The sequence below is a fragment of the Chryseolinea soli genome (genome assembly GCF_003589925.1).
GTDB lineage: Bacteria > Bacteroidota > Bacteroidia > Cytophagales > Cyclobacteriaceae > Chryseolinea > Chryseolinea soli.
Genome location: NZ_CP032382.1, coordinates 3,597,121 through 3,620,809 on the forward strand (window position 1 = coordinate 3,597,121; position 23,689 = coordinate 3,620,809).

Here is a 23,689-nt window from a genome sequence, read left to right on the forward strand (position 1 = left end):
TTGGGAATTCAACCTGAGTTAATTTCGGATCACCAGTTTCTCTCGGTATTCCAATTTCGAAGTTTTGATCTCAATCGTATAGAGCCCATTGGCAAACGCATGGACGGGGAGGTCGGTAATGTCTGAGGCGATCGCGTCACGGAGAACCATCAGACGTCCGGTATTGTCATATAGCGCAATGGTCTTAATGTGGCTGGTTCCTTGTTTAACATGGATGACACCCCCTTGTGTGGGGTTAGCATATACGGTCGGTGGAATTTCGTCCAGGGCCGGCTGAACCGAAGTAATTAACGAAATGGAAACCGGCGCCGAATAGGTGGTTACACCATCATTGTCGGTGATCCGCAACCGGTAATAGCTCAGGGTCTGAAGCGGTTCAGTGTCTTCATACGCATAGGTGTGGGTAAATCTTCCATTGCTGAGGGCCGCGACCGTATCGAGATCGGTGAAGTTCAACATATTGTCACTGCGTTCTAAAACAAAGTTGTTGATGTTGGTCTCCAGTGTTGTAATCCATTCTAAAGCAACGGTTCTTGACAGGGTTGCCGATGCTGTGAAACTTTGAAGTTCAATGTCGAGAATTCCGGAAAGAAGATAGTTGTCGACCAGGGCATTCGAGAGCTTGGTGTTATCATGACTGGTTATGGCAAGGCCTGCATAGATCGGCACGTCGCCAAAACCGGCGTCCACCGGATTGCCTACTTTTGTCCATCCGATGCCATCCACCGAGCGGTATGCGGTGTAGACAGATCCGTTCTTCACGAGTTTGATCCATACCGGGGCACTGATTCCGGCCACTGTATTTTCCTCCTGGCTCGCGCCGTCGGTGACGATCCGGTTTTGAAACGTGACCCCGTTGCCACTGGTTAATGCCAGGAAGGCATACCTCGATCCCGGTGTTAAACTCTCGCGGAACATTATCCCACACTTATTCCAGGCGTTGGCTTGATCCAGGCTCGTTATCCTGGCCACTATTTCTCCGCCACCTACCAATGTTTTAAAAGCAAAACGAAACGCATCCTGTGTGTTTCCAATGTCGTCGCCCGAGCCCTGTAGTTCGAAAATGCCTCCGTCGTAACAGGCCGAGCCGGACACGCCAACCTGTCCAATATCCAACGTGGTCCATCGTGTCGGCAGGGGAGAGCACTGGGTGGTGCAGGTCAACGTTGAGAATGACGTGGACGCTGAATAGTTGCTGGAATTCGTGGCGTCACAAACACTTTGAACTTGGAAAAGATAGTCGGTTGCGCAGGCCAGTCCGCTGATGGTAAGATCCTTTGTGTTTGATGAAACGGTTGTCCAACCGCCGGCGGATACCGTTTTGTATTGAACATTGTAACGCGTGGCGCCGGTGGCTTGCCAGTGGAGCGAGGCTGCATGTTCGGAGATGTTCGTGACGCTGAGTGCCGTCGGAGTGGCACAATTGACATGCTTCTTTCCAAACACTTCAAACTCCCATATGGAGTAACCCCATTGTGTTCCGCGTGCTGTTCCGTACATGCGGACGTAACGCCCCGTTCCGGTCACCGGCAAATAGTTTTCGAGCGTGGTGTTGTTCGTTCGGCTCATCACGTCTTTCCAGGTGACAGCATCATCTGAAACTTGTATCTTGAAATCTTTCGCCAACGCGGTTTCCCAACGGATGATGATGTTGCACAAGTCGTAGCGGTCGCCAAGATCAACCGAGAGCCATTGGGGATCGGAGGCGAGGCTGCTCCACCGGGTAGTTAAGTTTCCGTCAAAGGCTGCGCTGGCCGGGCGGTTCACGTTTTCGGTGGAGGAAGCTGTGGCCGTTTTTTTCAACCCAATGTTTTGTGAATTGCATTGGTCGGCTTGGGCATTTCCGGTCATGCCATAGACCACCAATTGATTGGAGAATGTGGCTAAGTACACTTTTCCGTTGATGACGGTTGGGCAGTTGAACTTGGCATAATTGCCCGGGACATCGGTTGAATATTGAGATGAATTCCACAGTTCTTTCGTCACATCCGTTGCGGATAAAGCTCTTAATATACCCGGACGAACCGATTGATTGGCATCGCCGTTGGCGGCATAGCTTGCCCATAGGACTGCCGTAGAATCGATCGACCCATTGGATGACACGGACAGCACGGCGCCGTTATTACCGGTCGGACCCTGCACGCCACTGTTGATGGTGTTGTTCAAGTCGAACATGTTGGTGTTTCTGTTGAAGGGATATGCTTTTAATAGTGAGTTTTCCGACCAGGAGTATACAAATTCTTTTTGCTGGCCTTTGTAATACGTCAGCGACGAGCGAAGGTGAGCCGTTGCTCCCAGGTCGATCGTTTGAACGACATGGTTGGTAGTCGCATCATAGCCGCCCATGTTGCTGCGGTCCAGCAAGTAGATGCGGCCGTCTTTGCATGCCGTCATGGTGCGGTTGGTATTAGGAATGAGCAGCATGGCGGTGACCCCAAAGTCGAGATCTGTCGCTTCGAGTTCTGCGATATTTTTTGGAGTGAAGAAGGTGCTGACCGTTAACGTAGAGCCGGAGGGTTTGAGTTTTAAAGCGCTCTCGGAGCGATTGGTGAGATCGGAGGGGTTATTGGTCACGCCAACGGATCCGTTTCCCACCGAGGCATAGATATTTCCCGATTCATCGGCAGCCGGTGCCGCACCGCTCATCCAGATGCCACCGTTATAGCCTTCCGGTGTCGTATTGTAGACGATGGATTGCGCCAAGGAGGATTTGTCATAACCAATGATCCAACCGTGATAGGGGCCCCAATCGCAATGCGAGGACCACGCGATGTAGACGATGCCGTTGAGTAATAATAGTCCGGGTCGCTGGTTTTGCTTTTGCGGATTAAAGTTTACTACGCCGTTAACATTGCCGCTTCCGTGGCCATTCACTTGTGCCGTGATGAGTTTAGGACTGTTTGCTCTTTCTTGTCCCGTCAGAATATCCAGGGCGTGCAAGTGTTGTTGAAATGTATTGGTTGTCGTACTCACACTTCGTACGACAACATACAGCGTGTTTGTTGCAGGGTCAATGACGGGTGTGCCGACGATCCCCATATTGCCAGAGAAATCGCGATAGTTACCCCCGCAGGCGCCGGTCATGTCGGTGTTCTTTATGGCCCGGCTTCCGGCCGGCGATAGATTTACTTTCCAATAGGGGTTTGCCACCTTGGCGGAGTCGGCGTCAAAGGCATATACGGTATTATTCACGGTAGCCACAAAAACAACATTCTTCTTTCCTACCGAGGGCATGTTAACGTTGAGCATGACCAGGGGCTGGGCATAGATTTGATCATCTACCGCGCGGACAAACAGTTTGCCAAAGGAACCGGGCTTGATATTCTTGGTATGGAGAATAGTTTCCTGGGCGTTCCAACCCGTTCGATTTAAATCATTGTGTTGAGTGAGAACACCCATTTGTGCTTTCAGGGAAAACGAAAAAAGCATCAAAAGTGTAAAGAGGGTTGCTTTGACTTTTTTCATAGGGGTTGAACGAGAGATTTAAGTCATGGTAGGGAGCACCACCGAGGTACACTAAATATAGTGATAATCATGTAGGCGCCCGCAGTAAAAAAGCTAGAGCTTTCTTTCTGAGGTCGGAATCTTCGCCAGACCTATGAAGTGATAAAGGGCATACTTGAGAGCTTCCCGATAGCCATCCTGCAATCAGCAAAATGTATTTTAATTACGAATTTTTTCGTAAAAAACTATGTTGTGTCCAGGAAAAAGATTGTTTCTTTGTACATTGAATCCTGTATTAAGATAATGAAAGGCCGGACTGAAATAGAAATCGCAGGCATAAACGCGGTAAAAAAATTGCGCAGAAGCAAGCTCAAGGGAGGCGAGTTTTTTATGATCAATCTGAATTCCTTGCCTGACGATCATTGTTACTTGGAATTTCCGGACGGAACTATCAGACTTGCAATTTATGAGTTGGGTGCGAATGATTTTACCATAGTTCGTGAGCTCGAAAGCGACGAAAGTTCAGCGCTTCGCAAAAAGTTCGACCTCGAACCAATCCAATAGCATTGCCTGAACTGCATATAATTACGGGATCAAACGGCGCGGGAAAATCTTCCATAGGCGCAGACTATCTACCAACGCACATTAAGAAAAACTACACTGTGTTTGATGGTGATAAACTCACGCTGGAGAAGATTAAAGAGTTAAGAGCCACTAAACACCATAGTGATAAGGAAACGAAAGCACTGGCTAATGAATGGATAGGTCAGCATTTTGATGAACAGGTTAAGAATGCCCTAAGTAGCGCTGATCATTTTGCATATGAGGGACATTTCAGAGAAGCGTCCGCTTGGAAGGTTATCAATAAATTTAAAAGAAAGGGGTACAGCGTCCACCTGATTTTTTTTGGTCTGATCAATGTTGAACGTTCGGCGATGCGCGTCTTCGACCGTGCAATCAAGGGGGGGCACAATGTTTCACTTGCAGAGATCGATCTGAACTATCACGGAAACTTGTTGCAGTTGGATCGTCATTTCAAAATGTTGGATACACTGAGAATTATTGATACCTCGGAGACAGCTCCCAAGCTCCTATTACATATAGAGGGTGGTCAAGTGGCTTTTTATGCGCCGTTTCACGACTTGCCTGATTGGTTCACAACCTACCTGATAAAAATAACGAGATACTTGTATCCTAAGATATAATGGAACTGCCTAGCGCAAACCATGCAGCAAAACCGTCCGACGACTTGGCCGGTATCACGGAGGAGTGTTGATGAGGTGCTGTAAAATTCTGAATGCTTACGAAATCATCCATAAGCAATCAGAATTTTATTTTCCGATGACGAGGCAGGCCTGTCCACTGCCGCCAAGGTTTCGCATGTAAATACGAAATGTGCCGAATCGTGACACCTGTCGTTTTCATGTTCATTTATTGAACTCGAAAACAAACTCGCCGGTCGTAGACTCTGCCCTGCCGCCTGCTTGGAATACCGGATAGCTGGAAATCAAGGACAACGTGAGATGCGTACTGGTCAACGAATGAATGGTCACCAACACATCGTCATCGCGCGTAAAGGATGCGGCATTTTCATCGGCAAAAGCCCACGTGCCGGACGATGCCCAAACGGGCGAGCCCTCATGTGCGGTGTAAGTGTTGGCGGCAAAGGTCAGCGTGAAGCCGGAAAATGCACTGGTTTTATCCATGTCGTCTGCCGTTACACTGGAAACTTGCCAGGTGCCAGTGGTTAACAGTTTACGCGCTTTATCTTGAGCGCTCTCCTCCGGGGAAGTATGGCAGGAAAATAAGCATACCAGGAATAGCAAGGAGGTCAGTGACCAGATTTTATCGGGGAAAGGAATTGTAATGCGCATAGGATAATTATTTCAGTAATTTTTTTGTGATGACTTGTTTTCCGTTGAAGACCTTCAACACATAGAGGCCGGTCTTTAAGGCGGTTACATCAATGACAAATTTTCCCGGACCGCTATCCTCGTGAACGACACGCCCGATGGCGTCGTAGAGGTTTACCTTTACCGGACTTCCGGAGGCCAACACACCGGCATCCACAACAAGTTGATCTTGCATGGGATTGGGATAGACATTTACCGACCCTGAAGGATCTTCTATGCCGGTAACGATAAAGGTTCTTTCGTCTGAGGGTTCGCTCTGGCAATTATCGACAGTCACTATTACGGAATACGTTCCTGCTTCGAGCAGCGTTAGGGTGCGTTGTGTTTCATTGTTCATCGCCACGCCATCTTTGAACCATTGATTCCCGCCGACGCTGCTGGAGGTGAGTACTGGCGCCGAAGGATCAGCATTCGAAACGGAGATGACGGGCTTGGCGGGGTTGATACAAAAAGTTTGTGATGTGCGCGGGGCAGCAGCGAACGTTGTGTTCCCCGGCTGATCGGCAAACACCGTCACGGAACCAGCCTTTAGCAGTGATGCGATATTCCCCGCAATAGAAATTTTATCGGATGCGCTGGAGAATACAACCGTCAATCCCGACGTGGCGGTTGCTGACAAGACAAAACTCGGATCGCCCATCGTTTTTGCGGCCACGACCGGGAAGCCGATGCTTTGCGCGGTTCTCACGGAGAGCGTTTGCGCCACACTGGGTGCCGCGTTGTAGTTAGTGTCGCCCGCCTGCGATGCGGTAAGGGTGGTTGAACCGGTGCCATGAATCGTAACCGTATTGCCCGACACTGTAGCGACGGCACCGTTGCTGCTGGTGTAACTCACGGCAAGCCCCGACGATGCCGTGGCGTTCAAAGTAAAGTCCGGATCGCCCGGCACTTTCACCGGGAGCGCATTGAAAGTAATGGTTTGATCGCCTTTAACTACAGTGAGTGTTTGTGACACCGGTGGCGCGGGATTGTACATCGTACCACCCGGTTGGCTGGCCGTAATGGTGGTTGTACCCATGCCCGTCATCACCACGATAGTTCCGGAAATCGTGGCCACCGATGGGTTGTCGCTCGTATAGGTCACCGTCAACCCCGAACTTGCGATTGCGGTGAGCGCAAAATCACCATCCGATATTTTTTTGGATGGCAAAGCATTGAACGTGATCAACTGGTCTGATTTTCCACCATTGCCGCCGCCCAACGTACCGTCTGCCTGAATGCGCTGGGCATAGATATCTGTCGTGGTGTTGGTTCTCGCGTCGACAAAGGCTACGATGGCACCACCCTGGTTGTCGGGTATGAGCCTCGGACTTTGTTGTACGAAGGTGGAGTTGCTGATCGCGCTACCGCCATTTGGCCATAAGGTCTGACCGTTGGCATCCACACGTTGGGCAAAAATATCCTTGAGGGCGCCGATGGGTAACTGGCCCCGGTAATCTTCCCAGGCAATGATCACTCCACCGGCGCCGTCGGGAGTGATTTGTGGATTTTCCATCCCGGCGTTATTGAGCGCAACACCGGCAGTGGCCCATTGTTTTGCGCCGTTGCCATTGACACGCTGGGCCACCAGGTAGCTGACGTAAGCATTGTAGGATCCACTTCCGTTTTGCCAAGTGATGATCGCACCCCCGGTGCCGTCTTTTGTCAGGACGGGCCGCGTTTGTGTATCCGGGGAAACGCCAATCCCAACGCCGTTAGCGGTCCACAACACGTCACCCACGGCACTGATGTGTTGGCCATAGATGTCCACGTTAAAAGCGTTGGTATTGTCGGCATCGCGGTCGTCCTCCCAAACGATAATGGCGCCGCCGTGGCCGTCGCCTGTCAATTGTGGATATTGTTGATACCGGTCATACACGGCGACGCCTATACCATCCGTTGTCCAAACCTGACTGCCGCCAGCGCTGATGCGTTGCGCATAAACGTCTACGGCGGTTGTACCGGTGGTCGTGTTGCGGTAGTCGGTCCAGGCCACAATAGCACCACCGTTTTCGTCGGAGATGATTTTGATGTCCTCTTGCCGGTAGTACGCTTCTGTTACCGGGTTGTTCACGGGCCATCCTAGCGATCCGTCGGCGTTCACGTGCTGAATGTAGACGTCCTTCGCTGCGTCCATCTCCGGGCCGTCATCGATCCAGGCGATGATCGCTCCTCCATGGCCATCGGTCGTGATGACGGGGTTTGTCTGGAATCCATCGGAAGCCGACACCTGTATGCCGCCGGTGGTCCATTGTGGTTGTCCTTGCCCGTTGAATCGCTGGACATAGATGTCAAAGTCATTTCCGTTGCGCAGATCAACCCAGGTGATGATCACGCCGCCGCTGCCATCTTCCACTGCGCCCTGTACAAAACTTTGCGAGGTGGTGACGGCGATGCCATCGATGGTCCACTTCAGCAGCCCGTTGGCATCGATGCGTTGCGCGTAAACCCTGCTGCTCTCGCCTCGGTAATCCGTCCACGCGATGATGGCGCCGCCACTGCCGTCTGAGACAATGGCAGTTTGATCCTGGTTGCCCGGTGCGGTGCAGATGCTATTGTTGGCGTAAGCACTGGTTGACCACTGCGCCACGGCCGGTGATGATGGAAAGAAGATGCCGGTCAGGCTGAGTATGCCCAAGGCAAGCTTGCAAAGGATGTTCATGTTATTTTTCATGACGTCGTTTGGTTACGTTGATTTTTAGTTCGCCAGCACCAAGCGGAATTCTCCGCTCACCGTATGCATGATGGGCGACTTGCAGAGGATGCCAAACTCGGTTTTGTCCTCATATAGTTTGCCGGAGAAGGAACCGCGCACATAACCTTCTTCATCTTTAGGATCTTCGTCGAAGGTTATCGAAGTCTCGCCGCACATATACTCGGTATCACAGTAATCATTTGGTATAGGGGTTCGCTTCGTGTAGCTCAGCAAATACCCGGTTTGCTGGCCTATCGCAAACGACATATCATCATCGCCGTCGTTGTTAAAGCACACCAGGGAGCGTGTGCCCTTTGCAGGACTCTTCACAGCAAGCGCAAACCCATCGATCAGATTGATGTTGCCCTCAACCCGCGTTCCCACGATCTCCAGAACATCTTCATCCGACAGCCCGCTGTTCGCGATCGAGATGTCGTTGCCATTGGGAGGGATTGTTCCATTGTATCCATATTGATAATACACATGTGTTTGTCCGTCGACGGTGACACTGAGATACAGATCACTGTCTACAACGGTGATGGTGGATGTTAGTAAATACTTGAGCTTGCTTCCTTCTTTGTTCGACGCTTCCAGCTCCACCGACACGGCAACAGGGTTTGTCGCAGGTATTTTGTTGGGTGCCGTATAGGTCGCCGTGTTCTTGTTGGACTCCAACTGACCGTTGCTGTTGGAAACCGGGGCAGCACTTCCGTTCAGGGTCCACTCCTTCACTTTGAAGGTCATGATCCGCGACTCCACGGGTGGGATCTTGGTTAACGGAACGAGATCATCACTTTCGGAGGTGATTGGGGCGAGGGGCACCAGTTCGTCTTCTTCGTCGTTGGGCGAAAACCCGGTGATGATCAACTGAAGTGCGTCGCCTTTCATCACCTTCGAAGAAGCAGGGGTCAGCGACAGGTCGATAAACTTTCCGGCAGCCCAGTCGCTGAAATGGGTGGTCTCGATGGAGATCGTTTTTGTCCCGGCATCTACTTCACTTTTCAACAGGGCGTTCCAACTGCCGTCAGCAGCCTGTGTGATGATCCATAGAAAATCTTCCGGAATGCCTTTCAACATTTCCGCATTATAGGAGAATGTCAGCTCCACCGGCACGGCAAACGTGAGGCCCTCCGGTTGCAGCCGGTAGGCGGCGCCGATGCCGAGGGGTCCTTCGTTGGTGATCGGTTGGATGGAAATGGTCGTGTTGGCCGCCAACGCCCCGGCTGGGATGGTCAACGTGAATTGACCATCCGAAGCCGAGAGACTTCCGCCTTGGGCGCCGATTAAAGCCGACGTTGGCTCACCGTTGGGTGTACCTTCGCCGGTGATGACAGGATCGTTGTGCTGAGGGGAGGGGTTGTCTGCATCGCTGCAAGATGCCAGCACCAACACCAGGGCAAACATCCACGCGCAGCCTGTGCGTAGACGTGGGGATGTTGAAGTTGGAACATAGGATGTTTTCATAAGAGGGTCTTTTTTGATGATGTAAAAGTGCTGTGTACAAACAGAAGATGTGATCCTGTAAAAACAGGATATTTCGCGGGGTCGAAAAAATCATGGAAAAAGAGGAGGTAAGGGGGCGGCGTACAGCCGTTTATTTGTAATGTAGATGGTTAGAATTAAATTCAGGGAAAAGACCCACCCTATGCCTACTCACCACGAACCGAGCCAGCGGCTTTCGATAACTTGTTTCTTCATCGCAGGAGTGTTCGCGATAGGCCTCCTGCATGTTCCGGCATCTGCACAGCTTCCGTCCTCTGCACAAAAGGAACTGATCGACAGCCTGGAAAATAAAATCAAGATCGAAAAGAACGACACCGTGAAAGTGAGGCTCCATTTTCAGATCGCAAACAAGCTGCGCACCGCCGATACCACAAATGCCTGGCGCCATCAGCGAGAAATAACCCGCTTGGCAGAAGAAAAGAAGAACGACTATTTCCGGGGCGAGTCGTATGCGCTGGCCGCCACCTTGCAACTGGCCAACCATCCGCAGGAAGGTATTGGCAATTTTGAAAAGGCCATACGGATCTATTCGAAGTATCCGGAAAATCGCCGGGCAAATCTTTCGTCCGCCACCGCCTATGTCAATCTCGGCCTGCTCCATTACCAGAACAACGATTATCAAACGGCCATTGAAAATTACCTGAGGGCCGAAGATGTTTATCTGAGAGAAGATCCCCGCAATAGCGATCTGGGTATATTGTACAGCAATCTATCTGTCGCTTACGGTACCATCAATAAATACGAGGAAGGATTAGCCTTTAGCAAAAAAGGACTTGATTTCGCGCGACGGGGCAAAGACAAGGCGAGCCGCATGGGCGCGTTGTATGCCTATGGCGGAAACCTGGTGACGGCAAAAAAAGGTGATGGGGGATTGGTCTTCCTCGACTCCGCAAAAATAATGGCAACGGAGTTGAACAACCTGTACTATATGTATGGCAGTGACTTCATGAAGGCGATGTACTACTATAACACCAAGCAGTACGACCAGGCGATCCGCTACTACACAGAATGTCTGAACTTTGCAAAAAAGTACAATTCCACTCCCGACATCGGCAACAACTTTTTAAATATCTCGGCGTGCGAAGCCGAATTGAAGAAACCCCGGCTGGCGGCCGCGCATCTCGATTCTTCCGCCAAATACCTCGACTACTCCATCCGGACCGTGTCGAAGCAGATGTACTTTGAGAACTATGCCGAGGTATATAAGCAGTTGGGCAATTTCACGAAGGCGTTTGCGTACAAAGATTCCGTGGGCGCTATCAAGGACTCGCTGTACCAGGCAGACAACATCAAACAGTTGGAGTTCCGGCAAGCCCGCTACAATTACGAAAAAAGGCAAAACGAAATTGAACAGTTGGAAGCCGGGAAGCGGCTGCAGGAGGCATCGATCAAGCAAAAAAATATGATCAACTATGTGCTGATCGGCGGCACCGGCGCCTTGTTGCTCATCCTGGTGCTCTCGTATCGTACCTACCGTCAAAAACAAAAGCTCCAGTTGCAACGCATCTCCGAGCTTGAAGTCGAAAAGAAACTTGCCGCCACCGAAGCGGTACTGAAAGGCGAAGAGCAGGAGCGTACACGCCTGGCAAAAGATCTGCACGATGGCTTGGGTGGCATGCTGTCGGGCATTAAATATGGACTGAACACTATGAAAGGAAACCAGATCATGACGCCTGAGAACGCGCAGGCCTTCGAACGCAGCATGGACATGCTGGACAGTTCCATTCGCGAGATGCGCCGGGTGGCGCACAACATGATGCCGGAAGCGCTGGTGAAATTCGGCCTCGATACCGCACTGCGGGACTATTGTAATGACATCCACCAAAGTGGTGCCCTTCAAATCAATTATCAATCCTTCGGCCTGGAGAATGCCTCCATCGACCAGACTGCGGCGATCACCATCTATCGCGTCATCCAGGAGCTGGTGACGAACATTGTGAAGCATGCCGGTGCGCGATCGGCCATCGTGCAGGTAACGAAAAATGAAGGTGCGGTGTCTGTTACCGTGGAAGATGACGGAAAGGGTTTTGATACCGCCATCCTCCGAAGGTCCACCGGTATCGGCTGGACAAATATTCAACACCGGGTGGAATTTCTCAAAGGCAAACTCGATGTGAACTCCCAAGCCGGAAAAGGAACGTCTGTACTCATTGAACTGACCGTATAATGGCAACTTCTATTTTTATCGTCGACGATCACTACATGGTGATTGAAGGCATTCGTTCGCTGCTTCAACCGGAAAAGAAGATCGAATGGATGGGGCACGCCATGACCGCGGCATCGTGTCTGGCGTTTCTGTTGCAAGAACAACCCGACGTTATCCTCATGGACGTCAACCTCCCCGATAAAAGCGGCATCGACCTGTGCCGGGAGGTGAAAGAAAAGTACCCGCGTATTTCGATCATCGGCCTGAGCTCATTCAATCAGCAAAGCTTCATTCAGAAAATGATGGAGCATGGCGCTTCCGGCTACGTGTTGAAGAATGCGACGCGCGAAGAGATCGTAGAAGCCATTGAGGCCGTCACAGCAGGGCATAAATTTTTAAGCCACGAAGCCGCCATGACGGTAAAGAAGAATGAGGATTCGAAAATGCCGATCCTTACACGGCGGGAAAAGGAAGTGCTCAGTCTGATCGCGGAAGGCCTGACCAATCACGAGATGGCCGACAAACTCTTTATCAGCACCACCACCGTCGATACACACCGCAAGAACTTGCTGGAGAAATTCGGCGTGAACAATACGGCAGTGTTGATCCGGTTGGCGGCGAAGTATCAGTTTATCTAGGGATCTGCAGCAGCTTGATGATCCAGTTCCTTCGTCCTCGCTTTTTGCTAAACGGTAGCCATCCTGTTGTGGGGTAAGAATTATTTTGTATTTTTAGTTTTCACGATGTCCGGTATTGTGGGGCAGAAACGGATCAGATCATCAAAGTCACTCCCTGTAATTTGGCTTTTGACGCTCATCCAACATCATATGTAGCTGGACAAACGACTTGATCCAAAAACCCCCACATATGAAAATAATTACAACCTGTTTCCTCTTGACATCCGCAGCCTTGTTGATCGTAGGCTGCAAGGAAAGTCAACCTGCTTTTGAAGCTCCTGTTTTGAAGAATATCGGAAGCTATAGCGTTCCCGTCACCACCAAGTCAAAGCATGCTCAGATGTTCTTCAACCAGGGGATCATCATGGCCAATAATTTCAATCATGCAGAGGCGGAGCGGTCGTTCAGAGAGGCGATCCGTCAAGATACGACGTTTGCCATGGGCTATTGGGGAATAGCTTATGTGTTGGGCCCCAATTTTAATTCAGTCGACAACATGGGAACGGTGAACGAAATCAGGAAAGCCGTGACAAAAGCCGTTGGTCTCAGCGAGGGAGCATCGCCCTGGGAGAAAGCGGCCATCAAAGCCATTCAGATCAAATTTCCGATGGACACCGCGGCCACCGATGCAGAAGGTTTCGCCAACGCGATGAAGCAAGCCTATACCCAGTTTCCCGACCATTCCTTTGTGGCCACGCTTTATGCCGAGTCGGTCATGAATTTGCATCCCTGGGACTTTTATGCCGGAAGAGGTGGAGAGCCCCGGTCCTGGACACCGGAGGTCGTGTCGCTTCTCGAAAAAGTGATATCAATAGATCCGGAAAATCCCCTGGCCAATCATCTTTATCTACACGCCACCGAGGCAGGTGGCGACTTTTCGAAATCGTTGGTAAGTGCCGAAAGGCTAAAGACGCTCGTGCCCTCGGCCGGACACCTGGTGCATATGCCTTCTCATATTTATATCAACACCGGCGATTATCATGAAGGGTCGATCGCCAACGAGGCAGCGGTGATTGCCGATAGTATTTATATCGCCGAGTGCAAGTCGCAAGGTTACTACCCACAGATGTACTACCCGCACAACTATCACTTCCTCGCGGCGACAGCAGCATTCGAAGGCCGCGTCGCACGTTCCATTGAAGCCGCCTACAAGACGGCTGGCCTCGTCGATAAGAAATACTATCACGAACCGGGATTTGAGATGGTCCAGCATTACCTGACCATCCCCAACCATATATTGATCAAGTTCGGCCAATGGGAAAAAATATTAACACTGCCGCAACCGACGGAAGATTTGATCTACCCCACGGCCATCTGGCACTATACCAGGGGCATGGCCTATGCCAACCTGGATAAGGCTGAGCAAGCAAAGGAAGAGCTCAAGAAGTTGAATGAACTCAGCCAGTCGCCGTCGATAGCCGGGCAAATGAACTGGGGAATAAATAAAGTGACCGATGTCTGCCAGATATCTTCAAAAGTGCTGCAAGCGGAACTTGCTGTGAAAGCTGGCCAGTTCAAAGAAGCGATTCAACTGCTTACCGACGCGATCGCCATCGAGGACAACCTCAACTACAATGAACCGCCGGACTGGTTTTTTTCGGTGCGCCACACCCTGGGCCATGTATTGCTGAAAGCAAAGGACTACGCCCAAGCCGAAAAAATTTACCGGGAGGATTTAACGCACTGGCCCAAAAACGGATTTGCGCTAAACGGGCTATTCGAGAGTTTGACCGCGCAAGGAAAAACTTCGGAGGCCGCAGAAATTAAAAAGCAATTTGACGAAGCTTGGAAATATGCCGACGTCGCCTTAACGGCTTCGGTGATCGACCCGGAAAAGAGGAAGGATGTGGCCTTAAGCGTCGATGAAAAATCGCCGGATGCATTGGTTTATTTGGCAAATTCTCTTTGTATGACCCGGTAGTGAAAGGAGTGTCGGATCTGGTCAGGTTACATTCAAATGATTCAAAAAAACGGACAAGCTAACAGGAGTCCCAGTTGCCGTGCAGCTGGGACTCGCTGTGCTTTGGAGACCTGAATATCAAACTGAGTTAAGAAATTTGAACAGCCTCGCCGAATTGCTACTCTACTTTTATGATCGTTGCTTGTCGCGCGATTAGACTCCAGCTATTATTAGCATACTGCCAGACATGCGTAAACCTCCTGGTCACAACTTTGCCCGCATTTATCTGCTTGCCTTGAGGTTTGATCACTTCTCCCCCCATGACAATGGCGACGTTATCATTAAACGACATCTTCTCAATATTCCTTTCAAAGGATAAGTAATGGAGATCACCCGATCTGAAATGAGCCTTCGTTCCTTCAACGGTCCCTACCACGTTGGCCGGGGTATTGACGATCATTTTTGGTGACCAGATTTTGTCGAATAGGGGGATGGAGTCGCCTTTTAATACCGATTCCCTTTCCAGTTTTTCCAGTCGTCTGATTTCAGATTCCCGGGGGTCTTGAGCAAATGTGACCTGAGAAACTCCTGTCACAAAGAATAGAAGCACTAGTGACTGAATGAAGTGTTTCATATTTTAATTATTTAGGTTGGTGTGTCCGAGGTATTGCTGACGCTGTCTGAATATACTCATAACGCGATTGAGCATCAAGAAAAAAGCTCTCAAGATATCTGAAGAGCTTTTGCGTGCCAGGGGAAATCTCAACATACCTATTTCCAAAGTCGTTTCCACCATTTCTCCGGTTGTGGCGGCGTTGGCTGATCGGGAACAGGTTGAGCAGTGGGTTGACCGGGAGCATAAATGATAAACTGTGCTTCGCGAAATGAATTCATCAATCCGCTTTGGTGGTCGAGATTTCCGATCATGAATTCAAGCTCGTCGCCGAGAAGATCCCAGGCGATGCTCTCAACATCTTCTATAATATCAGGAATGACATTGTCTTCACCGGCGTTGAGCCTGAGTCCGATGAGCACGCGATGTGCTATGCCCAGGGTGACGTTGGTGGAAACGCCGAAATTTATCTGAAGAACCTGTGGTCTTGTTTGGGCGTATAGGGCAAGCGATGCTTTTAGCTTGGCATACGCTGTGCCAACCTGGATACGAAACTCATAGACATTCTTATCTTCTGTTTTGTCTTTTTCTTTTGAAGAAACAGGAGTGACCCCGGTAGCCCAGAATTTCACCTCGTTTGGGTTGAATTCTTTTTTGTACAGAGAGAACGGATTGAGTATTAACGTTGGAAAGGGCTCGGGAAAACTCTTGCAAAACGTTACGAAGTTGATGGCGACGAGTTTTTTATCGGCCGATAACGGCTGTTGTTCAACTGCCCGGTGAATGGAAGTGAATATCGGGACGACATCGCCTTCGAATCGCAGGATCTGGTATTGGTGGTTTTCGGGTGGCTTGTCGAAGGCCGTGAAGAATATAATTTCCGCCGCTCTCAAATTGCGCGTGAAGGCTGGCCGGTAAGCGGGTTCGTCGATGGCCTGTGCGAGTAGGTACTCCAGTTCATTCACTGGCTCCCAGTGAGGGCGCAACGTAGCGATAACTTTCTGTTCCAGGAGATGCTGCTGCAGGGCATGGTATCCCAGATCGAAGCTATTCATCAATCTTCTGCAATCGTCGTCCACGCGGGTGGCCGCCAGCAGGACGTGAAAACCTTCGATTTCAGTGCCTTGGTGAAACGCTCGTTCGAGACTGGCTTCTTTGAGTACTTTTTCGGCCACCACGGTAAGCGGAAGCGCGTCTACGTGTTCCAGCCTTGGCCCGAGTCTGAATTTATCTTTTAAATCGGTGGATGAGATATGTTTTGATTTCAACAGCGGAAGCAAGAAGCTGTTCTCATTTTCCAGGTCAGCCAGAATAAAATGGATGGTCGCTATATGGGAGTAACCCAGATCGATGGCAATGTCGCGCGAAACTTTGAGCACTGCCTTCATGTAATTTGACAAATTCATGGGCTTAAGATAGGAAACGATGTCAACATCGGACCGGGGCGTTTTGGAGGCGACTCCGGAATTAAAAAGTCTATCCACCGTCATCGAGAACATGATGTAAGATGCTTGTAATCAATGATTTAATAATTAATTGAAACAAAACGCACCTGGATTCGTTGGAAATATCAGAAAAACGTCTGACATTTGTGTCAGACAAAAAAGTTTAACGAATGCTGTACGACGAAACGGCCACCGACACAGAGACCCTGATAAAAATCGCTGCCAAGAAGGTGTTCCTCAAAAAGGGGTTTGCCGGCACGCGGTTGCAGGAGATCGCGGATGAGGCGGGCATTGGCCGTACGGCGCTCCATTACTACTTCCGCAACAAGGAAAAGTTGTTTGTGGCTGTGTTGCAGGACTTTTTCAAAGAAGTGGTATCGCGAATGCCCAGTTTTGACGATGCACAATTGCCGATCATCGAACGGATGAAACACTTTGTAACAGACTATATGGACACCGCGATAAAGTCGCCCGAGATAGACCTGTTTATGCTCAATGAATTCAATGAGAATCCGGACCTCTTCCGCGAGATCAGGGGTTCACTGGATCATGATCTTCCCGAACGGTTTTTGGCTGCCATACAAAGAGGCGTTGACAAGGGCGAAATAGCCGGCGAGCCAAACCAAATTCTCATGACACTGATGTCCATGTGTATGTTTCCATTTGCGGGCATGTCTATGATCAAAGGGATCATGGGGCTTTCCGATGAAACTTTCATGAGACTGATGCAGGCCCGGAAAGAACACTTGCTTCACATCGTGGAAACCGCTTTTAGGCCCTAGGAATTTTTTTTGTCCTGAATTCGACAAAAATGTCGAATTAAATTGTCGAATAATGATGTCAAATAACCCAATAAACGAGATAATATGAAACGAAAAGCATTTGTGGTCTTTGCTGTTTTAGCGCTCATGGCGCGCGGAAGGGTAGAAGCGCAGCAAACCTATAACCTTCAGCAATGCACGGAGATCGCACTCAAACAAAGTCTTCAACTAAAGGCGGATGCACTTGATCTGGCGAAAACCGATGCGTCGATCCAACAAGCCTATAGTGCCTTACTGCCGAGTGTCACGGTGAATGGCTCCTACCAGTATGCACCCCAGGTACAGGCCAGCGTCATTCCCGCAGAAACATTCGGCGGACCGGAGGGGACTTACACGGCTGCACGTTTAGGTGTTCGTCAGACCAAGTACGCCACTGCGGAGCTCTCGCAGAATTTATACAATCCCTCGGCGCTCATCGGTTTGAAAGCCGCCAAGATCCTGGTCACCGGCAATCAACTGCAGATCAGGAGCAGCCAGGAGGACCTGGTTTACAACGTGGCGGCCACCTACTATAACATCCAGTCTTTGATGAAGCAGGAAGAACTGACGAAGCTGAATCTGCAGAACACGGAAGCACTCTTGCAAAGCACCACCGATCAATTGAAAGCCGGCCTGGCCACGCAAACCGACGCAGACCGCCTCACGGTCACACGCGACAACACCCGGGCTAACCTGGAAAGTCTTCAAAACAATAAAGAGAAATACTACAACCTGCTCAAAGTGCTGATGAACGTGCCGTTGAGTGAGCCTGTGGCCATCGACGCTTTCCGCGACAGCGAAGTGATGGTGATGCCGGAAGCTGACTATGATGCCAAGCAGAAAACAAATTATCTCCAGTTGATGCAAAGCAAACGGGTTGCCGAACTGGACTACAAGAACATCAAAGCGGGCTATCTCCCAACCCTGTCGCTATTCGCCAACTACGGACTCTATGGCTATAACAATACGGCCAATCCGTTCGAGAACATCAACGGCAAATTCTATCCGACCTCCGCTGTCGGCATCCGGTTAAAAATCACGGTTTTCGATGGCTTCAATATCCGGTACCAAGCCCGGCAGCGGCAAATGGAGATCAATAAACTGGATGTCCAGGCGATGCAGACCCTTCAGCAAAATGAAAAAGATGTAGCCGACGCGCTCGCCGACATCCGCAGCAACCGGGTGACCTACGAGAATCAAAAAAGAAATCTTGCCCTGGCACAGAAGGTAATGGCCGATATCAACCAGCAATATCAAAGCGGGATTGTGAAGGTGAGTGATGTGATCAACACCACCAATGACCTGCAAACCGCGCAAAACAATTACGTAACGGCGGTGATCAATCTCAAGCAAGCGGAGATCAATCTGAAAAAAGCACAGGGAACGCTGCTGCCCGATGCAGCCAACCGTATCGATTAAACTTAACGCACTCAAAAACATAAAACAGTAAACACGTGAACAGATCAACAAAAATTACGATCACCGTAGTGATCGCAGGAGCCTTGGTTGCCACTGTGGCATTCAAGCTGATGAGCAATCAAAAAGAAGTAGCAGCCAAAGTCTACCACCCCGACATCAATACCGCGGTGGTGGTTCAGGTCGACACGGTCGATGCGGGCAGGTTTGATGTGACGGCCGCGTTTACCGGATCGTTCAGTCCGAACCGGGAAGTGACCATTGGTTCAGAGACCAGCGGGAGAGTTGTAAACGTAAACGTTCAGGAGGGGTCGCAGGTGAGCACGGGGCAACGCATTGCCCAGTTAGACGATCGGCTTGTCCAGGCGCAATTGCAATCTGCACAAGCCAGCTATGACCGGGCCGTGAACACTCTTGCGCGATATCAACAAGGCAGCTCGGGCGTAACACAGCTTCAGATGGACAATGCAAAAACGGAGATCCTGACCACGCAAGCACAAATAGAGCAATTGAAAACACAGATCCGGCAGTTTACAATTTCAGCGCCGTTCGGCGGCATTATTACAAGCCGTAGTTTCGAGTTGGGCGCCATTGTATCGCCCGGCATGCAGATGGCTACGTTGACCGATATCAGTTCGGTGAAACTGGAGATCAGCGTTCCCGAAAAAAGTATCGCACAGTTCAGCCTGGGCCAGACGATCTACGTGAAGACGGATGTTTATCCCGACGCGCCCTTCAGGGGAAAAGTTGACATGATCGGGTCGAAGGCCGATGCATCGCATAATTTCCAGGTGAAGATACTGGTTCCAAATCCCAAGTCTGCTATAAAGTCAGGTATGTACGGCACGGTGGTGCTCAACTCCGAGGCTTCAGGCGATGCACTCACCATACCGCGTTCGGCGTTGTTGGGCTCTTCTGTAAAGCCCCAGGTTTACGTTGTGGAAGCGGGTGTTTCAAAACTCCGCGACATCCAAACGGGAAGTGGAAATGAACTCCGCATCGAGGTTGTTGGCGGCTTGCGAAAGGGTGAAATAGTTGTCTCGGGTGGGTTGGTGAACCTGAGTGACGGAACGAAAGTGTCTATCGCGAATTAACCGCCCTTGAGCGCCTGCAAGATTTCATTAAAAGTTAAATGATAAAAAGATGACATTAACCGAAATATCCATCAAACGACCCTCCCTGATCATCGTGATCTTTACGGTCCTGATTGCCGGGGGCATTTTCTGCTACACCAAGCTCAGCTATGAGCTGATGCCCGACATGAGTCAGCCTACGCTGGTGGTAACGACCCAGTATCCGGGTGCCGCACCCGTTAACGTCGAACAAACGGTGACCAAGGAAATCGAAGACGTGCTCAGCGGTGTCGACGGGATCAAATCCATTTCGTCGCAGTCGCTGGAAGGCAACTCGATCATCACAGCTGAATTCAACGTCAGCACTGACATCGACAGCAAAGAGCAGGAAGTGCAGCGGAAGATCAACAATATTTTAAGTGAGCTCCCAACCGATGTGAAGTCGCCGAGCATTTCAAAGGTTACGCCGAGCGACTCGCCGATCATGCAATTGGCCGCAACGTCGAAATTGAGCAATGCGGATTTTTACGACATCATGAAGAACGAGATCAACCCGCAGTTTCAACAAATTTCCGGTGTGGGCGAGATCACGTTGATCGGTGGACAGGAAAGGGAAATACAGGTGAATGTCATGAAGGATAAACTCGATTACTATGGTCTTTCTATCCTGAGCATAACACAAGCGATCAACAACGCTAACGTAGAATTTCCGGCGGGCAAAGTGAAGTCGGAAAGCCATGGGCAGATGACGGTGCGTCTGGCTGGAAAATTTACATCTGTTTCGCAATTAAATGATCTTACGGTTGCCCTTCCCGTGGCAGGGAGTCCGGTGAAGTTGGGGGAAGTGGCAACCGTTTCTGATTTAACAAAAGATCCGGCGTCAGTCTTCCGGTACAACGGACAGAATGCGATCGGCCTGTTGATAAAGAAGCAAGGCGATGCCAACGCCGTGGAGATCAGCAAACAGGTGAAGGAAAAGATCGCTTCTCTGGAAAAGAAATATGCAAACGACGGGGTTCAATTTATTATCGCCGACGATTCGGCCGATTACACGCTCGATTCGGCCGAGGGGGTGATGCATGATCTGATGATCGCGGTCATCCTGGTTGCGGCCATCATGGTCTTGTTCCTGCATAGCCTGAGAGATTCTGTGATTGTCTTAGTGGCCATTCCCACCTCACTGATCTCTACTTTCATTGCCATGTACTTCTTCGGGTTTAGCCTGAACCTGATGAGTTTGCTGGCCCTTTCGCTGGTCATCGGCATCCTGGTTGACGATAGCATCGTGGTGCTGGAGAACATCCACCGGCACTTGCATATGGGTAAAGACAAGCGCACGGCAGCATTGGACGGTCGTAATGAAATCGGATTTTCGGCACTGGCCATCACCATGGTCGACGTTGTGGTGTTCGGTCCGCTGTGTCTCATACAGAATACCATTGGTGACGTGCTCCGCCAGTATTCGGTAACGATCGTGGTGGCAACGCTCATGAGTTTGTTTGTTTGTTATACCCTCACGCCCTGGCTTGCCTCGCGTTTTGGGAAAATAACGATACTCAGCAACAATAGCTTTTTTCATAAACCACTGATCTGGTTCGAGCAGATGCTTGAGGCGTTGACCGAATGGTACACCGGGGCACTGCAATGGGCGTTGAAGCACAAGTTGATCATGTCGGGTTTTATTGTTGCGCTTTTTGGTGTGATCGGGGTGGTGATGAACATGGGCGTGATCGGCAATGAATTTGTTACCGAAAGCGACAAAGGACAATTCCGTCTTGCCCTGGAGTTCGACAAGAGCCTGACAGTGAAACAAAACAACCTGCGTAGCATCGGGGTCGAGAACTATCTGCGCAAGCAACCCGACGTGACTACGGTTTTCAGCAACGTGGCGGGTAGCAGCACGTCCTCGCTCGTTGCCGGGGTAGGTTCGGATTATAAAACCGAGTTGACGGTGACCCTGATCGATAAAACGGAGCGGAGTGTTTCTACTGAGCAACTGATGTTGAAGAAGAGCCAGGAAATCTCCAGGCTGTTCCCCGGCGTGAAAGTGAGTCCCAGCATGGTGAGCCTGGTCAACGGCGGCGACCCGATTCAGATCGTTTTGAATGGCGAGAACAGCCAGGAGCTGATGGCTGCGGCCAACGAACTGAAAGCGCGCATTGCCCTCATGCCCGGTGCGATCAATACCAGTTTGAGCGTAGAAGCTGGAAATCCCGAAGTTGAAGTGAACATCGACCGGGAGAAAATGGGACAGTTGGGACTGAACATTTACAACGTCGGTGCGACATTACAGAACGCCTATGCCGGCAACGATGACGCGAAGTACCGCGTCGGCAATAATGAATACGACATCCGTGTAAAGTTTGATGACTTCAACAAACACGATGTAGAGGACGTGAAAGATGTCACGTTCGTAAACAATTCCGGGCAGATCATCAAGCTATCGCAGTTTGCAAACGTCGTGCAGAGCAGCGGCCCCAGTGTGTTGGAGCGCAAGGACAGACGCGCTTCCGTGACGGTGAAGAGCAACATACTCGGTATTACATCGGGCGAACTAGGCGACAGGATCAACCAATCGCTGGCCGAAAAACCGCTGCCGGCAGGTATCGACATGCGATGGACGGGTGATGCCGAGCGTCAGTCTGAATCGTTTGGATCGCTGGCCGCGGCGATCGTGGCGGCGCTGCTGCTGATGTACCTGGTGATGGTGGCCTTGTACAACAATTTCGTTTATCCTTTCGTCGTGTTGTTTGCCATTCCGGTTGCCTTTATCGGTGTGTTTCTTGCCCTGGCGCTTACCAAATCTTCGATGAGCATTTTTACCATCCTGGGGATGATCATGTTGCTGGGGTTGGTGTCCAAAAATGCGATCCTGATCGTCGATTTTGCCAACCATCGCAAAGAGCACGGCGACAGCACCTGGACGGCACTGATCGCTGCCGGGAAAACAAGGTTGCGTCCCATCTTGATGACGACCCTGGCCATGGTGATCGGTATGATTCCCATTGCCACCAGCACGGCGGCGGGAAGTGAATGGAAAAATGGATTGGCTTGGGTGCTTATCGGGGGACTCACCACAAGCCTGTGTCTCACGGTTTTTGTCGTGCCGATCGTATACTACTGTGTTGACCGGGTGGGCGACCTCTGGAGAAAGAGATTTCCAAAAAAAGAAGAAACGCTTTCCGGCACGGTAGTGTCGCACTGATCATCCTTTAACAAAATAAAAACATGGAAAATAAACCAGTCCTTTCCATACGCGAGCTGACGGAGATCATCCGCAATTGTCAATCCGCGCCAGAGATCGAACGCTTCATTTCAAACATACGAACCGAATTCGATAGCCATTCCATTTCTGACCAGGCTTTTTTACTGGCCATGATGGGAGTCACGTTGATGACCATAACAGCAACGCCTGATCCGCTGGATCACGACATGGGCAAGATGCATTTATCCCGATTGCTGAGCGCGGTGAATTGGAAGGGGAACGACAATTTAAATTGACAGCACTAGTCGTCTAGGAGACCAACTCAAAAGCCTTTGCTTGTGGTTTTTACCGGGATGATATGATTGTGCATTCATCTTGGTACGATCAGCAGTTTTCAGAAACAAGATCATAGAAAATTTTAAAAGTACAACTTCACATGAACAACGACAGTATTGCCACAAAAACGAATACGGAGTTTATCTATCAGACAGAAGGGTCTATTTTGATCGCCCGGTTTCATGGGTTTCAGAAACCGGACGAGGCCGCGAAAGACAACCAGGTACTGGACCAAACCATCCGTCAGAAAAGAGTCCGGGCGCTGTTGATCAACCAGCGGAATATCAAAGTGCTGTCGGGTGAAATGCAGTCGTTGATCCTCGATAACGCTGCCAAGGTGGTCGACCGCCGGGTGAAGCGGGTCGCGATAGTCATGCCCGAAGATGTTTTTGCGTTGGCAGCCGTTTCAAAAATTCACAGTCAGTCTAAAATAGCCGGGGTGGCCGTGCAATTATTCTCTTCGGAGCCGGATGCCGTGGAGTGGCTGCGGAAGTCTTGAGGGTAAATGCGACATGGTCAAAGAAAGATACAACAACGGCAATGC

16 protein-coding genes are annotated in these 23,689 nt (G+C 50.4%); 10 read left to right on the plus strand and 6 right to left on the minus strand.

The window, feature by feature from the left end:
• Window positions 1-18: 18 nt before the first annotated feature.
• Window positions 19-3,465 carry a discoidin domain-containing protein gene (locus D4L85_RS15490; protein ID WP_119755140.1) on the minus strand — a complete coding sequence of 1,149 codons (3,447 nt, stop codon included), beginning with the start codon at window positions 3,463-3,465 and terminating at the stop codon, window positions 19-21.
• A gap of 545 nt (window positions 3,466-4,010) precedes the next feature.
• On the opposite strand from D4L85_RS15490, the gene D4L85_RS15500 reads away from it, so the two are divergent.
• Window positions 4,011-4,649, plus strand: coding sequence for a zeta toxin family protein (locus D4L85_RS15500; RefSeq protein ID WP_160143756.1), 639 nt, complete (start codon window positions 4,011-4,013; stop codon window positions 4,647-4,649).
• Between the two features lie 222 nt (window positions 4,650-4,871).
• On the opposite strand, the gene D4L85_RS34430 is transcribed toward D4L85_RS15500, so the two are convergent.
• The 3 genes from D4L85_RS34430 to D4L85_RS15515 are packed head-to-tail and all read right to left on the minus strand — an operon-like array spanning window position 4,872 to window position 9,495.
• Window positions 4,872-5,318, minus strand: coding sequence for a hypothetical protein (locus D4L85_RS34430; RefSeq protein WP_160143757.1), 447 nt, complete (start codon window positions 5,316-5,318; stop codon window positions 4,872-4,874).
• A 7-nt stretch (window positions 5,319-5,325) separates the two neighbouring features.
• A complete protein-coding gene (locus D4L85_RS15510; RefSeq protein ID WP_119755144.1) occupies window positions 5,326-8,010 on the minus strand; it encodes a T9SS type A sorting domain-containing protein in 2,685 nt (894 codons plus the stop codon).
• 24 nt (window positions 8,011-8,034) lie between these two features.
• Complete coding sequence (locus D4L85_RS15515; RefSeq protein ID WP_119755145.1) at window positions 8,035-9,495, minus strand: hypothetical protein; 1,461 nt, start codon at window positions 9,493-9,495, stop codon at window positions 8,035-8,037.
• Window positions 9,496-9,676: 181 nt separating this feature from the next.
• Here D4L85_RS15515 and D4L85_RS15520 point away from each other — a divergent pair, with 181 nt between their 5' ends.
• From D4L85_RS15520 to D4L85_RS15530, 3 genes are all read left to right on the plus strand, one after another.
• Window positions 9,677-11,701, plus strand: coding sequence for an ATP-binding protein (locus tag D4L85_RS15520; RefSeq protein ID WP_160143758.1), 2,025 nt, complete (start codon window positions 9,677-9,679; stop codon window positions 11,699-11,701).
• Window positions 11,701-12,318 carry a response regulator gene (locus D4L85_RS15525; RefSeq protein WP_119755147.1) on the plus strand — a complete coding sequence of 206 codons (618 nt, stop codon included), beginning with the start codon at window positions 11,701-11,703 and terminating at the stop codon, window positions 12,316-12,318. Before D4L85_RS15520 ends, D4L85_RS15525 begins: the two co-directional genes overlap by 1 nt.
• A gap of 229 nt (window positions 12,319-12,547) precedes the next feature.
• A complete protein-coding gene (locus D4L85_RS15530; protein WP_119755148.1) occupies window positions 12,548-14,278 on the plus strand; it encodes a tetratricopeptide repeat protein in 1,731 nt (576 codons plus the stop codon).
• Between the two features lie 157 nt (window positions 14,279-14,435).
• Here D4L85_RS15530 and D4L85_RS15535 read toward each other — a convergent pair whose 3' ends face one another.
• Together D4L85_RS15535 and D4L85_RS15540 are read right to left on the minus strand one after the other, a co-directional pair.
• Complete coding sequence (locus D4L85_RS15535) at window positions 14,436-14,891, minus strand: nuclear transport factor 2 family protein (RefSeq protein WP_119755149.1); 456 nt, start codon at window positions 14,889-14,891, stop codon at window positions 14,436-14,438.
• A 137-nt stretch (window positions 14,892-15,028) separates the two neighbouring features.
• A complete protein-coding gene (locus D4L85_RS15540; protein WP_160143759.1) occupies window positions 15,029-16,276 on the minus strand; it encodes a Clp protease N-terminal domain-containing protein in 1,248 nt (415 codons plus the stop codon).
• A gap of 209 nt (window positions 16,277-16,485) precedes the next feature.
• Here D4L85_RS15540 and D4L85_RS15545 point away from each other — a divergent pair, with 209 nt between their 5' ends.
• The 6 genes from D4L85_RS15545 to D4L85_RS15570 all read left to right on the plus strand — a co-directional run bounded on the left by D4L85_RS15545 (window position 16,486) and on the right by D4L85_RS15570 (window position 23,644).
• Window positions 16,486-17,097 (plus strand): TetR/AcrR family transcriptional regulator, encoded by a 612-nt coding sequence (locus tag D4L85_RS15545; protein ID WP_119755151.1) that lies wholly within the window; start codon window positions 16,486-16,488, stop codon window positions 17,095-17,097.
• 84 nt (window positions 17,098-17,181) lie between these two features.
• Window positions 17,182-18,534 carry a TolC family protein gene (locus tag D4L85_RS15550; protein WP_119755152.1) on the plus strand — a complete coding sequence of 451 codons (1,353 nt, stop codon included), beginning with the start codon at window positions 17,182-17,184 and terminating at the stop codon, window positions 18,532-18,534.
• 35 nt (window positions 18,535-18,569) lie between these two features.
• Window positions 18,570-19,625, plus strand: coding sequence for an efflux RND transporter periplasmic adaptor subunit (locus D4L85_RS15555; protein ID WP_119755153.1), 1,056 nt, complete (start codon window positions 18,570-18,572; stop codon window positions 19,623-19,625).
• Between the two features lie 49 nt (window positions 19,626-19,674).
• Complete coding sequence (locus D4L85_RS15560) at window positions 19,675-22,809, plus strand: efflux RND transporter permease subunit (RefSeq protein ID WP_119755154.1); 3,135 nt, start codon at window positions 19,675-19,677, stop codon at window positions 22,807-22,809.
• A gap of 23 nt (window positions 22,810-22,832) precedes the next feature.
• Window positions 22,833-23,105, plus strand: coding sequence for a hypothetical protein (locus tag D4L85_RS15565; RefSeq protein ID WP_119755155.1), 273 nt, complete (start codon window positions 22,833-22,835; stop codon window positions 23,103-23,105).
• Window positions 23,106-23,245: 140 nt separating this feature from the next.
• Window positions 23,246-23,644: a hypothetical protein gene (locus D4L85_RS15570; protein ID WP_119755156.1), complete on the plus strand. Its 399-nt coding sequence runs from the start codon at window positions 23,246-23,248 to the stop codon at window positions 23,642-23,644.
• Window positions 23,645-23,689 lie beyond the last annotated feature (45 nt).

Bases quoted from the DNA above. Each gene is read 5' to 3' on its own strand.
- D4L85_RS15535 (WP_119755149.1), bottom strand. From the start codon at position 14,891: ATGAAACACTTCATTCAGTCACTAGTGCTTCTATTCTTTGTGACAGGA.
- D4L85_RS15560 (WP_119755154.1), top strand. From the start codon at position 19,675: ATGACATTAACCGAAATATCCATCAAACGACCCTCCCTGATCATCGTG.
- D4L85_RS15515 (WP_119755145.1), bottom strand. From the start codon at position 9,495: ATGAAAACATCCTATGTTCCAACTTCAACATCCCCACGTCTACGCACA.
- D4L85_RS15570 (WP_119755156.1), top strand. From the start codon at position 23,246: ATGAACAACGACAGTATTGCCACAAAAACGAATACGGAGTTTATCTAT.
- D4L85_RS15490 (WP_119755140.1), bottom strand. From the start codon at position 3,465: ATGAAAAAAGTCAAAGCAACCCTCTTTACACTTTTGATGCTTTTTTCG.
- D4L85_RS15540 (WP_160143759.1), bottom strand. From the start codon at position 16,276: ATGAATTTGTCAAATTACATGAAGGCAGTGCTCAAAGTTTCGCGCGAC.
- D4L85_RS15525 (WP_119755147.1), top strand. From the start codon at position 11,701: ATGGCAACTTCTATTTTTATCGTCGACGATCACTACATGGTGATTGAA.
- D4L85_RS15565 (WP_119755155.1), top strand. From the start codon at position 22,833: ATGGAAAATAAACCAGTCCTTTCCATACGCGAGCTGACGGAGATCATC.
- D4L85_RS15545 (WP_119755151.1), top strand. From the start codon at position 16,486: ATGCTGTACGACGAAACGGCCACCGACACAGAGACCCTGATAAAAATC.
- D4L85_RS15510 (WP_119755144.1), bottom strand. From the start codon at position 8,010: ATGAAAAATAACATGAACATCCTTTGCAAGCTTGCCTTGGGCATACTC.
- D4L85_RS15520 (WP_160143758.1), top strand. From the start codon at position 9,677: ATGCCTACTCACCACGAACCGAGCCAGCGGCTTTCGATAACTTGTTTC.
- D4L85_RS15550 (WP_119755152.1), top strand. From the start codon at position 17,182: ATGAAACGAAAAGCATTTGTGGTCTTTGCTGTTTTAGCGCTCATGGCG.
- D4L85_RS34430 (WP_160143757.1), bottom strand. From the start codon at position 5,318: ATGCGCATTACAATTCCTTTCCCCGATAAAATCTGGTCACTGACCTCC.
- D4L85_RS15530 (WP_119755148.1), top strand. From the start codon at position 12,548: ATGAAAATAATTACAACCTGTTTCCTCTTGACATCCGCAGCCTTGTTG.